Origin of the sequence: Lewinella sp. IMCC34183 (genome assembly GCF_003390915.1) — a bacterium.
In the GTDB taxonomy this organism is placed as follows: Bacteria; Bacteroidota; Bacteroidia; order Chitinophagales; family Saprospiraceae; genus Neolewinella.
The window spans coordinates 188,767-201,458 of sequence record NZ_QMEM01000007.1; the positions used below are offsets into that span (position 1 = coordinate 188,767).

12 protein-coding genes are annotated in these 12,692 nt (G+C 63.2%); 4 read left to right on the top strand and 8 right to left on the bottom strand.

Annotated elements, in window-relative coordinates; all coding sequences use genetic code 11:
• Positions 1 to 10 precede the first annotated feature (10 nt).
• Positions 11 to 1,891: a gliding motility-associated C-terminal domain-containing protein gene (locus DQG19_RS15650; RefSeq protein ID WP_157974544.1), complete on the bottom strand. Its 1,881-nt coding sequence runs from the start codon at positions 1,889 to 1,891 to the stop codon at positions 11 to 13.
• 157 nt (positions 1,892 to 2,048) lie between these two features.
• Between DQG19_RS15650 and DQG19_RS15655 the strand changes: the two genes are divergently transcribed.
• Positions 2,049 to 2,639, top strand: coding sequence for a DUF2911 domain-containing protein (locus DQG19_RS15655; RefSeq protein WP_116127225.1), 591 nt, complete (start codon positions 2,049 to 2,051; stop codon positions 2,637 to 2,639).
• Here DQG19_RS15655 and DQG19_RS15660 read toward each other — a convergent pair.
• Together DQG19_RS15660 and DQG19_RS15665 are read right to left on the bottom strand one after the other, a co-directional pair.
• Positions 2,636 to 3,484 (bottom strand): S1/P1 nuclease, encoded by an 849-nt coding sequence (locus DQG19_RS15660; protein WP_116127226.1) that lies wholly within the window; start codon positions 3,482 to 3,484, stop codon positions 2,636 to 2,638. The two genes, DQG19_RS15655 and DQG19_RS15660, sit on opposite strands and share 4 nt — an antisense overlap.
• Positions 3,485 to 3,617: 133 nt before the next feature.
• Complete coding sequence (locus DQG19_RS15665) at positions 3,618 to 4,427, bottom strand: hypothetical protein (protein WP_116127227.1); 810 nt, start codon at positions 4,425 to 4,427, stop codon at positions 3,618 to 3,620.
• A 132-nt stretch (positions 4,428 to 4,559) separates the two neighbouring features.
• On the opposite strand from DQG19_RS15665, the gene DQG19_RS15670 reads away from it, so the two are divergent.
• Both DQG19_RS15670 and DQG19_RS15675 read left to right on the top strand, forming a co-directional pair.
• Positions 4,560 to 5,720: a patatin-like phospholipase family protein gene (locus DQG19_RS15670; protein WP_116127228.1), complete on the top strand. Its 1,161-nt coding sequence runs from the start codon at positions 4,560 to 4,562 to the stop codon at positions 5,718 to 5,720.
• A gap of 246 nt (positions 5,721 to 5,966) precedes the next feature.
• Entirely contained in the window at positions 5,967 to 7,430 is a 1,464-nt protein-coding gene (locus tag DQG19_RS15675) for a T9SS type A sorting domain-containing protein (protein WP_116127229.1), read from the top strand.
• A 57-nt stretch (positions 7,431 to 7,487) separates the two neighbouring features.
• Here the strand turns inward: DQG19_RS15675 and DQG19_RS15680 are convergent, their stop codons facing one another.
• Positions 7,488 to 7,841 (bottom strand): hypothetical protein, encoded by a 354-nt coding sequence (locus DQG19_RS15680; protein WP_116127230.1) that lies wholly within the window; start codon positions 7,839 to 7,841, stop codon positions 7,488 to 7,490.
• 112 nt (positions 7,842 to 7,953) lie between these two features.
• Entirely contained in the window at positions 7,954 to 8,172 is a 219-nt protein-coding gene (locus DQG19_RS15685) for a hypothetical protein (RefSeq protein WP_116127231.1), read from the bottom strand.
• Positions 8,173 to 8,412: 240 nt separating this feature from the next.
• Between DQG19_RS15685 and DQG19_RS15690 the strand changes: the two genes are divergently transcribed.
• Positions 8,413 to 8,964, top strand: a complete 552-nt coding sequence (locus DQG19_RS15690; protein WP_157974545.1) for a GNAT family N-acetyltransferase — start codon at positions 8,413 to 8,415, stop codon at positions 8,962 to 8,964.
• A 7-nt stretch (positions 8,965 to 8,971) separates the two neighbouring features.
• Here the strand turns inward: DQG19_RS15690 and DQG19_RS15695 are convergent, their stop codons facing one another.
• From DQG19_RS15695 to DQG19_RS15705, 3 genes are all read right to left on the bottom strand, one after another.
• On the bottom strand, positions 8,972 to 10,258 hold the full coding sequence (locus DQG19_RS15695) for a serine hydrolase domain-containing protein (protein WP_116127233.1): 1,287 nt from the start codon (positions 10,256 to 10,258) through the stop codon (positions 8,972 to 8,974).
• 75 nt (positions 10,259 to 10,333) lie between these two features.
• The gene (locus DQG19_RS15700; RefSeq protein WP_116127234.1) at positions 10,334 to 11,539 is read right to left on the bottom strand and encodes a TlpA family protein disulfide reductase; all 1,206 of its coding nucleotides are present in this window, start codon (positions 11,537 to 11,539) and stop codon (positions 10,334 to 10,336) included.
• Positions 11,540 to 11,939: 400 nt separating this feature from the next.
• On the bottom strand, positions 11,940 to 12,308 hold the full coding sequence (locus DQG19_RS15705) for a DMT family protein (RefSeq protein ID WP_116127235.1): 369 nt from the start codon (positions 12,306 to 12,308) through the stop codon (positions 11,940 to 11,942).
• Positions 12,309 to 12,692: the final 384 nt, after the last annotated feature.

A 12,692-nucleotide genomic window follows, 5' to 3' on the forward strand; every position in this document is an offset into this window, starting at 1 on the left:
GGTTTAGCTCCTAGTGCAGCAGGGTAAGGCTGCCGCTGTACCGCTGCCGTACGCCGTCCAGGAAGACCACCTCGGCCACGTACACGTAGGTACCGGCCGGAACGGCCCGCCCCCCCCGGGTACCGTCCCAGCCGCTCTCGCTGGCGTTGGCGGCCAGGTCGGTGGCGGTGAAGACCTCGCCGCCCCACCGGTCGTAGATCCGCAGACTGGCGATTCCCTGTACATTGGGTTCGCTGCCGTACACCAGGAACCGGTCGTTGGTTCCGTCTCCGTTGGGCGAGAAAGCACTGGGTATATAGACCAGCCGATCCGTCAGGACATCGATCCGTACCGAATCCGCGGCCGCACAGCCCGCCTCGGAGGTTGCCAAAACTCGGACGGTCGTCGACCGCGGCAGCAACAGGTCGACCGTGGTGCAGGCGGAATCGCAGGCCACGCTCCCGGCGGGGAGCCAGTCGTAGCTCGCGACGGGGGCGGAAGCCCGCACGGACAGGGTCGTCGCGTCACCCAACGTGATCACCTGGTCGGGCCCGAGATCGATCGTGAACGGAAATGGGCTCTGCAGACGCAGGGTATCGGCCTGGGCACAGCCGTAGCGGTCCGTAATCCGGTAAAAGTAGACCCCCTCGCCCAGCGGGGTGATGGGGGAGCCGATCGCCTGCTCCGCGTTCCCGAAGCGGAAGTCGTAGGGAGCCCGACCGCCGGCCACGCTGTCGAGTACCACGCTCCCGTCGGTCAAATAGGAGCAACTGGGGTCGCGGACCGTAAAGGCACCCGCCAGTCCGGGATCGGCCACTACCTCCAGCTCCAGGCGGACGATGCTGTCGCAGCCCAGGGACGACACCAGCGAATCCACGTAGCTGCCGGAGCGGGTATAGTCCGAGTCGCCAATGGTGTAGGTGAGGCCCGCGCAGATGGTATCGATCAGGATGACCTCCTTGGGGATCACGTTCACCACTTTGGGGTTGGAGACGATCCGGCACTTGCTGTTGGCCACGTTGCCCGGGCTGTTGGCCAGCAGGTAGCGGTAGGTGTAGGTGCCGGCCGCCAGGGCGGCATGGACGTAGCTGCGCCCCGTTTCCCCGGGCAGGTCTGCCCAGGTGTTGCCGCCGTCGTCGCTGCGCTGCCACTGTACGGCGGGAGTAGGATACTGGTCACCGTTGATGGTAGCGGTCAGGGTTATGGGCGCGCCGTCCTCGCAGATGTTGGCGGCGATCTCCGGCAGGATGAGGGCCTGGGGGCCGCAGGCGCGAAAGCTGATGTTGTCCAGGGCGATGTCGTTGCCTAGTCCCCCGGGGGCGTTATTCCGCAGCGCCAGCGTGACGGAAGTCTGCCCGGGTTGGGTGGTGAAAGTGAAGCCGAAAGTCTTCCAGGTCCCGTCTTCGGGAATGAAACCGGTGTTGATGTACTCCGTATTGTCCAGCAGGAAAGATACATTAGGCAGCAGCTGGTTGGCGTTGGGCTTGACGACGTTGATGACGTCGGCGGAGAATTGGTAGAGGGTATTTTCACAGAGCCCGTCCACCCGCTGCTCGTAGAACAGGCCGGGGGCGTAGCTGGCGTTGACCAGCATCATGTAGCCGTTGGGATCGCTGCTGTTGTCGCCGAAGAGCCGCCAAGTGTCGTAGATCGTAGCCCAGCGCCCGGTATTGTTCGTGATGGTGTAGAAGCCGTCGTTAGGCGGCGGGGTGGTTACGTACTGAAAGCCGGGGGCAATGCGGGGATCGGGGGTGAGGATATTGGCCGCCCCGCTGCCGAAGTCGCCCTCCGTAAAGATGTTCTCGCCCAGGTTACCGGTACACTGCTGCCCGACGGCGATCGTCCCGGAGAAAAACAGTAGGAGCAGACAGCAGAGCGCGCGCAGGCACGGGGTGGCGGGGAGAAAACGCATCCGCACCAAGGTAACGGTTACCGCCGGCGGGGCCGCGGGTGCGGTGATTTTTCTTTGTCGCCGGCCGCGCCTCCGCGGGCTGCGGCCCGCCCGCCACGTATTTGGCTTACCTTGGGATGGCATTACGCTGCTTTTTTCACCCTCTTCCGATCCCTCCATGCGCCTCCTCCCCCCATCCCTCTGTACCGCTCTCCTGCTGCTGTTCACGCTGACGTTCTCCTCCACTGCCTACGCCCAGGCCGACCAGGTACGCGCCAGCCCGATGGCCACCACCAGCCAACGGGTGGGCCTCGACACCGACGTAACCATCACCTACAGCCGGCCCGCCGTGAAGGGACGCGAAGTGTGGGGCGGACTGGTACCCTGGGGCATGGCCGAGGGCAACAAGTACTCCGATAACAAGCCCTTCCCCTGGCGCGCCGGAGCCAACGAAAACACCACCGTAACCTTCAGCAAGGACGTGACGGTCGCGGGCGAAGCCCTCCCCGCCGGCACCTACGGCCTGCACATGATCCCCGCCCAGGACGACGCCTGGACCCTCATCTTCAACAAGGTGAGCAACATCTGGGGCAGTTACCAGTACGACGAGACGCAGGATGCGCTCCGGGTATCGGTCACCCCCGAAGAAGCACCCATGCAGGAATGGCTGACCTACGGCTTCGACCCCGTGACCCCCACTTCCACGGAGGCATACCTGCACTGGGAAAAGCTGAAGGTGCCGTTCGAGATCGCCGCCGCCGGCAACTAGCCGAAAATGGCGTTCAGCACCGCCGCGGCCCGGTACCCGGCCGCTCCGAGCCGGTCCTCGACGATCGGCAGGTAGTCGTGCTGGTAGTCGTAGCCGAAGTCCGGCAGGCCCGACTCCCGGTCGGTGCGGTCGTACAGGGTATTGTAGATCAGTTCGCGCAGGTCCACCGACTCGCGCATCCACTCCTGCGGGGGTGCGGCGGCCCAGTCGGCCTTCCGGTCGCGGGTGTGCATGCTTACGAAGGCGGCAAACTCGGTGAAGCTCAGGCGCTCCTGCTCGATGATTTGCGTGTCCCACACCGAGTGCAGGTTGTAGCGGTCGCCGAAGTAGAGGACCGTGATCCGGTTACCGCCGAGGTCGCGGTTCTTGCCAACGTGCAGGGGCATATGTACGTCGGCGATGAAGTGAACGAGGAAGGCCAGGGCGGTGGCGTCGAGCGAGCCCGCCAAGGGGTCGGCGCCGTTCTTTTCCATCAGTTCGGTGAGGCGGGTGCGGGCAGCTTCGTCCCCGCGCAGCACCGACGACATAAAGGCGATGGCCTCCTGTACGTCGAAGATACCCGGATCGGCCGCGGTCTCGTGGACCACGTCGGCTACGGTCTGCCCGGGCTGTACGGTCATGTAGTGCCAGGGGCTGGCGAAGTCCCAGCCGGATTCGGCGCGGACGTAGTCGGGCCAAGTGCTCACCTGGGCGAGGTAGTTATCGCCCAGGGCGGCATCGACCCGCTCACGGGCCGTGGGGTTGAGGTTATCGTAGCAGATCTGGGCCACGATGCGGTGGCCGTTGGCGCCCCAGGCGAATACGAACTGGGGCAGGAAGAGGAGAAAAGCAGGGATCAAGCGCATGGGGCAAAGGTAGCACGGACAGCGTACCCGCGACGTTCCCCCCGCACCTGCGCGCCGCCGCCCGATTTCCCCGATCGCGCTCACTCGCACCCGCCGTTTGCCTGCCGAGGCCTGCGTTTCTCAACCGTTCACCCTATCCGTCTTCGGGTAGGAGCCGAAGGTTGTGGGAGTCGAAGAATTCGTGGAGACCCACGTAGGCGTCGGATTCTGGATCTATTTTCCACCGGGCAAGGTTGTTCTCGCCGAACAGGTCCAGCAACGCCAGCCCCTCCGCCATCTGGGGAAGGACGGCCGCCGTGGGTTGAAAGGCCTCAAGCACGATGGCACCTTCCCGGACCAGGAAAGCATGCAGGTAAACCCGTTGAATGGTTTGCCCCGCGGTTGCCCGCTCCCCGAATGTTTTGGGGTCGTCTATGCGGTAGGTATGGGCGGCGAGAATCAGGCGTACCGGTTGCCCGTTGAATGTTTGCCGTTCGTTGTCCAGAATGGTGACTTCCCCGGGTAGGTGGGTCACCCCCCGCCAGATACCGTACGTGTCGTGGTGGGTATTTTGCTTGTAAAAGTAGTCGGTTTCGGCGTTGTAGTCGGTAGCACCGAGCAGGTCGAGAACGTCCTCGAAGGACGGATGCGGCTCGCGTTCCAGCCAGTGCATGATGACGACGCCGCGGGCCCGTCCGCCGTTCATGGACCCTCCACTCGTGAAGTGGTGAATAACCTCGTTGACCGGTAGCTGGGAGGGTACCCCGTACGGCGGTCTGCGGGGGACATCCAGCGCATACGCTCGCGTTTCACTCACCGACTGATCGGTGCGGGGCGGCCGTTCGGAGGTACCGGCGATGGTCGGCAGCCTGATCTCGGGTACGCGACAACTGGCGCAGCCGGTCGTCAGCAGTACCGCAAGCAAGGAGAAAATGAGGGGGAGGGTGTGCTGGTAAAAGAGCATAGCGGTGGGTAAGCAAGAGAATTGTGTTATCACACTTAAGGTAGTGGAACTCGTGGCTGATTTGCAAGCCCGTTCCGGCGTTCCCCCCGCTCCCCTTCCGCACCGTACCTTGAAGCGGAGAAACGCCTGAACATGAAAAAAACAGCCCTCGTCCTCTCCGGTGGCGGCTTTAAGGGTGCCTTCCAGGTGGGGGCGCTCGCCTACCTCCGCGACAACTGGGACCAACTCGGTACCGGCCGGCCGCCCTTGAGCTTCGACATCGTGGCCGGCGTGTCGGTAGGTTCGCTCAACGGACTGCTGGTGGCCCTCAACCAGTTCGACCAGCTGGAGCAACTCTGGGAAGACGTGGCCACCAACGGCGTGGGGGAGATCTATACCTCCGACTTTATCGACACCACGGCCGCTACAGGCGACGCCGATCCCGACCTCAAACTGACGCTGACGTGGGATACGATCCGCGAGCACTTCCCCCGGACGACCCGCAACGTCTTTCTCCGGGTTATCTTCAACCGGCAGCGGATCCTGCAGGACTTCCGCCAGGAATTTCAGGCCTTCCGGGCCGTGGCTGACAATACCCCCCTGCGTAACAAGCTGCTCCGGCTGGCGAAGCGCGACGCGATCCGGGATACGGCCTACCTGTGCGGCTTCGTCTCGCTGCGCGACGGACGGTACTACTCCGTGCGCCAGGACCAATTCCGGTCCGACGAGGATTTCGCCGACGGCGTCCTGGCCTCCACCGCGATGCCCATCGTGTGGAGCCCGGTCAAGGGAGTGGATACCACCAAGGGATCGCCGGAAAGCCTGGTGGACGGCGGAATCCGCGACGTATCGCCCCTCGGCGACGTGATCGACGAGATCAGCCGGCGAGACGACGCCGACGACTACACCATCGTCGTGATCAACTGCAGCTCCGGCAAGGTCACCGAGGAGCCTTTCCAGGACAAGAACATCGTACAGATCGCCCTGCGCGCCCTGGTAGACATCGCCATCACGGAGATCTTCAACAACGACATCCGCGAGTTTCTGGACAAGAACTTCATCCTTGAGCAGATCCGCCGCCGCCTGCCGAAGGAGGACATCTACGACTACGACCTGGAATCCGACGGGCCCGGCAATAAACTCAAGTTCTTCAACGCGCTGATCATTCAGCCCGAAGCCAACATTCTCGGCGATACCCTCACCGCCAGCCGCGCCCAGATCGATTACCGCATCCGGCACGGCCGGGCCCGGGCGGAGATCGCCCTGCGCAGGCACCTGAACAAGACCGGCGGAGACAAGATGACGGTGGTATAACACGCACACCGTTACGAAAGGATGCATGGTAAATATTCTATTTTTATATAATATGCTAATATTCAATTAGTTAGCAACATCATAAAGCTTGGCATGGAGAAACTAACTCCCCCACAGTCACCGTTTTCTGGGCATTCCCCCGGGATCAACTTCGGCCGCCGGGCTCAGTTGACGGGTTTTTGGTGACGCCCCGGGCATCCGGTAGCTAGTGCTACGCGATGCCCCCAGCGCGTCCAAGCTTTTTCTATGCGCTATTATTACCGTTTACTTTTCTTCATCTCCGTCAGCCCTGCCGTGCACGGCCTGACCGCCCAGACTACGGGCTCCGTGACCAAGACCACGAGCGCCACCTACCGGTACCTGCTCGATCCCGACGCCGACGGGTTCATCACGGAAAGTGGGGCCGCGTTCACCAGCGGCACTACCGAGATCAGCGAATTCGAGGTCATTCCGGGAAGCGTACGGGGGTGGAGCGAGATGGCGGACGTAGACGAGACGGGCTCGGACGTGACCCCGAAATGCGGTAACGTGGATCTGGTAGCCGACGACGACGGCGGGGGCTACGGCTACTACAACATCGTCGATCCTACGCCCGGTACCCCTACGAGCGGAGACGAGTACCTGCTTCTCCGGTTCCGCATCGGTTCCGACCCCGGGACCGCCAACTACGGCTACAACTTCCTCATCGACAACGACGCCCGGTTCGGCGGCGCGGACCCCAATACCACCTGCGGCAACCAGGGTTTCGAGCGCGAGATCATCTACTCTACGGGCGGCGGCACGGCGGGCGTAAGCGTGTACGACGTAGACGGCACGACGGGCCGCAACAGTACCACCTGTAACCGCTGCCTCACCAAAAACGACGTACAGTACGCGCGGGCCGGCTCGGCGGGTGGCTGCACGACCAGTACCCCGACCTTCATCACGATACCGGTGCCGCTGGCCCCCCTGGGTATCGCTTCGAATCTGGCCGCCGCCGACTTTTACATCACCATGGCTACCTCCAGCGCCGGCAACGGCACCACGATCCTCGGGGGCGGCAATACCAAGGACTACGGGGGCATCAACCAGTCCGGCTCCCTATGCAACTGCACGACCGGCTCGGCCTGCGAGATCTTCGACTGCCGGACCCAGTGCATCAATGCCCGCTTTACCGGTATCCTGCCCGTCGACCTGACGTACTTCAACGCGGAAGCCACGGCGCGGGACGTGCGCGTCCGCTGGGCCACGAGCGCTGAGAACAATAACGACTTTTTCGAAGTGGAGCACAGCCGCGACGGGCTCCGGTTCCTGCCCCTTGCCCGCCTGTCTTCCACCGGAAACGCCGACACCCCGTCGGAATACGACTACGTACACGCGGACCCGGCCCCGGGCATCCACTACTACCGCCTGCGGCAGGTGGACTACGATGGTAGCGTCACCCGCAGCGCGGTCGCGGTGGTGGCCTTCGGCGGGACAGCCCCGTTCGACTTCGCCCTGACGCCTACGGTACTCCGGGGCGGCGAGCTGCGGCTGGAGCGATTCGGTACGAAGTGGTCGTCCCGGGCGCGGGTACTGATCTTCGACGCTATGGGCCGCCGCGTATTCGACCGGGCCGCGCTACCGGGCCGCACCCTGCGACTGCCGGTGGCGGAGCTGCGGCCCGGCAACTACATCGTGCAACTGCGCGACGGGGTCCACGCCAGGGCGCGGCGGTTCGTGAAGCAGTAGGGAGCCCACGCTCTCGCGGCGCATCACGGGGGCGCGCGGACGCAGGTGCGGCGAACGCTAGGAATAGGCGGCGGCGACGGCACTATAAAAGTCGCCCGGCGGGCCCCCCGGTGCCGGCTCCACCAGCCAGCCCAGGCGCGTACCCGCGGAATCGTAGAGCCCGAAGCGGTCGAACAGCAGGGAGGACCTCCTTTTCACCCGGACTGGCATCCATGCTCGCTTGCCCGCGGGATCACGCTCCTGCAACAGCCGTAGCCGGTGATGGAGGGCTTCTCCCTTTGCGTAGAAATGCAGGTTGGTTCGATCCTCGGCGGCGTAGCAGTAGTTCGCCGACCAGGATGCCGTGGCAAACACCCGGGCATCAAATTCGTCGGGCAAGCTTCTGGCCTTGTGACGGATAAACAGGATCATATTACTTCTTAACTTATCGATTGATGGGTAGTGGCTTCCCCGCAGAAGGGCGGGGGCGAACGCAGAAGGGTAGACGGGACCTGGCCGTAGCCTCGCTCCGTTCCCGTTCCTGCTATCGTTCGCGCTCCGGTTGGCGGTTCCGTCGCTCGCGGTCCTGTTGCTCCTGGCGTTGCCGTTCCGCTTCGGCTATGCGGTCCCGGGCGGCCTGCTGCGCTTCCTCCCGCCGTCGCTCCGCCTCCCGGTCACGGCGTAGTAGTTCGTCAACGGCCTGGGTACCGGCCGGTGGTACGTAGCCGGGAGTGGGTTGGTAGGGGCTGTTTGGGTTGTTCATACCCTGTAAATTAAGGCCAAGTACGTTATAACACACGTTTTTGCGCCCCCGTTTTTTGCTTTCTGGATGTCGGGCCACGAGCCGTCACCTAATGGAAGTGTGACGAAGGGAGAGCGAACACGTCTTAAGCCGGTTGCCAGCACCCCTGCGCTTTTTGCCGCCTGCACCGCACCCGCGCCCGCGCATGAAACGGGCATCCCTTTTCAACTGCTAGATTTGGCAGGTCCAACTCCGCCCTTCATGATCACACCGCCCGTCACCTACCGCTCCGCCACCCCCTTCGACGCGCCCCGGATCGCGGAACTGCACGCCAGCAGCTGGCAGGAGAACTACCGCGGGGCGATGTCCGACCACTACCTCGATGCGGAAGCCCCGGCCGAGCGGCTGTCGGTGTGGACCGGCCGCTTTTCCGCCGAGGACAAATCCCTGCGGGTATGGCTGGCCGAGGAAGAGGACATCCTGGCCGGCTTCTGCTGCGTGGTCCTCGGCGAGAGCGAGCGCGACGGTACCCTGCTGGATAACCTCCACGTCCGCGCCGGCTACCGCGGCACCGGTATCGGCCGCTATCTGCTCAACTGGGCCGCCGAGGAGGTGCTTGCGTACGACCCCGCCGGCAAGCTGTACCTGTGGGTCCTCGAGCAGAATACCTCCGCCATGGACGTCTACCGCCACCTCGGCGGCACCCCCGGCCGCCGCGAGCTGCGTCACCTCAGCGGCATGGCGCCGGAGGGGGTAGGGGCCATCGCCGTGCACTTTGATCCCGGAGATCTACAGCGGCGGACCGCCGGATAATCGGGGCCTAATCGTCTACCGCCTGCCCGACCAGGATCCGGAACTTCCAGGCGGTCTGGTCCCGCTGGGTGCCCTGGGTCTGCTTCAGCAGGATTCCGATCAGCTCCTCCCCGGGGTCGGCGAAGTACTGGGTGTTGAAGTACCCGCCCCAGGTGAAGGTGCCCGCGCTGCCGCTGCCGCCGCGCCCCTGCCCCGCCGCGTCGATCACGCTGAAGGCCAGGCCGTGGTAGGAGCCGGGGGGCATGATGTCCCCGATCTGATTGGCCATAATGGCCTGTACCGTGGTACGGCTCAGGAGCCGGACGCCGTTCAGCTCGCCCCCATTAAGGTATAACTGGAGGAAGGTGGCGTAGTCCCTGGCGGTACTCGACAGTCCCGCGCCGCCGGAGAAGAAGCTACGGGCGCCCTTGACGGGGTAGTCGGGATCGTAGAAGGTGACGGGGTAGTTCTCCCAGCCGTCGTCGGTGGGCCGCTGGATGGACACCAGGCGGTCGTCCTTGCCTTCCGGCAGATAAAACCAGGTATCCTCCATACCGAGGGGCTCGAAAATGTGCCGGCGGAAGTATTCGTCGAGTGGCATGCCCGACATGACCTCGATGAAGTAGCCCAGCACGTCCAGCCCCTCGCTGTAGGTGAACCGCTGACCGGGATCGTGGTGCAGGGGCAAGGTGGCGAGCTTCTTTACGCTCTCTTCGATGGTGACGTTTCCGGTGGTAAACAGGTCGGTCACCCCGGCCTCCTCGTACATCCGCTGGAAACGCGGATCACCGTCGATCTTGCCGTAGCCGAGCCCGGAGGTGTGGGTCAGCAGGTGGCGGATGGTGATGGGCGTCTTCACGGGGCGGGTTTCGAAGGTGCCGTCCGCGTAGAGCGTATCGAGCACTCCGGTTTCGGCGAACACGGGCAGGTAGTTCGCGATGGGGTCGTCGAGCTGAAAGAGCCCCTGCTCCCACAGCATCATCACGGCGGTGGAGGTGATGGCCTTGGTCTGGGAGGCGATGCGGAAGATGGCGTCGGGCGTCATTTCGCGCCCGTCGGCGGAGGCTTCGCCGAAAGCCTTCTGGTAGACGATCTTTCCGCGCCGGGCCACCAGGGCTACGGCGCCGGGTACCTGATCGTCCGCGATGGCGGCCGTCAGCATCTTATCGATGCGGGCCAGGCGCTCGGCCGACATACCCACCGCGGCGGGTTCGGCCTCGGTCAGCGGGGGAGATTGCTGGGCGGAGGGCGTCTGGGCCGACAGGTCCAGGAAGATCAGCAGAATTAGCGAGGCAAATAGCACGCGGTACGGCATGGGTAGCGATTTGGGGGGGAGAGAAGGTACTCCCTTTTGTTTGCTTCCCGGGATACTACCGGACGGCACCCCTACTCACTCCTTGTAGTAGTCCCGGACGAAGGCTTCCAGCTCCGCCCCCCGGATGTTCCTGGCCAGGATCGTAGGTCCATTCGTATCGATCAGGTAGGAGGTGGGCAGCCCGTCGATCTTGTAGGTGGAATACACCGGCGAGGCGGTACCCAGGAGGTCGGAGACGTTGGTCCAGTCCAGTCCGTCCTTCTCGATTGCTGCCACCCACTTTTCCCGGTCGTCGTCCATGGACACGCCGTAGACCGCGAAGCCCCGATCTTTGTAGGCCGCGTAAAGCGGCTTTACCGTGACCCGGTTTTCGTAGCGGCACGGCGCGCACCAGGAGGCCCAGAAATCGACCAGGACCAGGTTACCGGGGAGCTGCCGCAGGGCGATTGTATCCCCGTTAGGGTCGGCCAGGCGCAGGGGCGGTGCCTCGCTGCCGGCCGGAAGGACGAACTTGGTAGCGTGAATGTCCGCGTTCAGTTCCGTGAGGTAGGGGTGGCCGGCGTAGGATTCGGCGAGTTGCCGGCTCATGCGCTCGTAGACCGGCAGGTTATCCTCCATGCTCATCTCGTAATCGTAGAGGAGGCTGCCGATGACCTTGTCGTAGATACTGCCGGACGCCTCCATCGCCGCCAGCAGGACCTCATTGTTTTCCTCCGACACCTCCACCAGTTCCGCGATGGCGGCGCCCTGCAGGGAGTCGACGTCCTTGCCCTCTAGGAACGCCGGATCGGTAAATTGGGCATTGAGCCGGTCACCAAGGGTGTAGACGGGTTCCCGCAGCTTGCGGATGTCCGCGTAGGTCCAGTTGCCCGGCGCGCCATCCATCCGGAACGACTTCGTGAATTGATTGGCCTCCCCCGTGATCCGGACGGTCTGTCCGGGCATCAGTTCGAAGAGGGCGTAGTTTTCCTTGCTGGTCCCGCCGAAGATGATCGGTCCGGTGCTGCCCGCGGGTCGTACGTCGATCCGGTACAGGCACTGCGCGCAGGAAAGCTCCGCGAGTTGGAAGTGAAAGTTCCCGTAGCCGTCCACCCGGGCCGTATCTACGTGGTAGCGGTTCGTGGAGGAGAACACGTCTGCGTAGTCCGTGATGGCGAGCAGGTAGACCGTGTCCTGAAAGCCGTCCAGCGTACTGAGGTGGCCCGCGATGGTGGTCGCCTGGGCGCGCAGGCAACCGGTTGCCGCCAGCAGGCTGATCAATAGGGATAATCTGATCATCATACGGTATAGGGTAGCGGCGGGTGGGTGCCGGCCGGGTGTTGGGGTCGGGGAAAACGGAAGTCCGTAGGACAAGGTAGGCGTTGGGGACCACTTGTACGGGTCCGATTACGGGTGGGGGCTTGCCTTTTCGTGGTGGCGGATTGTACGGCTGCGGGGAAGAGCTTTCGGTCCGAGCTGGTGCAGGGGTTGTGGTGAGGGGGCGCGTCGGTTTGGCACCTGGCTCCCGGGGCGGTCCTTGCATACCTGGGCTGTCGGGTTGCAATTCTTCCACCTAGGTTTTGCCGAGGTCTTCCGGACTTCAACAGGCGCTTCACCACCACTTATCTCTGCTGAATAAGGCCGTGACCCGCCATCCGCCCGGCGTCAGGCCCCTGTGGCAACAACCTTCAAAGCACCACCGCTACTTTTTGAACATGAAGTAAACGGCCAGCACCAGGAAACTGAAGGATATGATGTGGTTCCACCGGAAGGTCTCCGTCTTGAATACGAGCAGCGTGAAAGCGGCAAACACCAGCAGGGTGATTACTTCCTGGATCACCTTCAGTTGGATCAGCGTGAAGGGTCCGCCGTTTTCCACGTAGCCAATCCGGTTGGCGGGTACCTGAAAGAGGTACTCAAACAGTGCGATCCCCCAGCTGATCAGGATGATGGAGACGAGTCCTAACTTGTGAAACCAGCTCCACGAGGCAAACTTCAGGTGCCCGTACCAGGCAACGATCATGAAGGAGTTGCTCAGTACCAACAGTCCGATGGTCAATAGGGCTTTCATGCTTGGGGCGGGGGGGATAATGGTGTTGGGGTTGGAAGGGGGTTACCGGGCGGGTTCTGGAGGGCCGGCAGATGGTTTGGAAGATGCCGCTACGGATTGCCCGGTTGGCTGGTGGATTGTGGGGAGCAAGGTAGATGCTTTCTTCGATCCTGTGCTAGCATGGATACCGTTCACGCGGGGTATTTAAAGTTATGCCTTGGCTGACGTTTGCGGGATGCTACCGTTGTTTATGGCTCTCTCCTTTCAGCTTCAAAGCATAGCCCAGGGTGCTTCATTAATTAACCCTGCGATGTCCTAATGAGAACCGATATCAATGTGGCTGATTAGCAGGAGCGATACGTTGCCGAACCTAGCTGTCGCTCCGCACTCTAGTGGACTACCCAG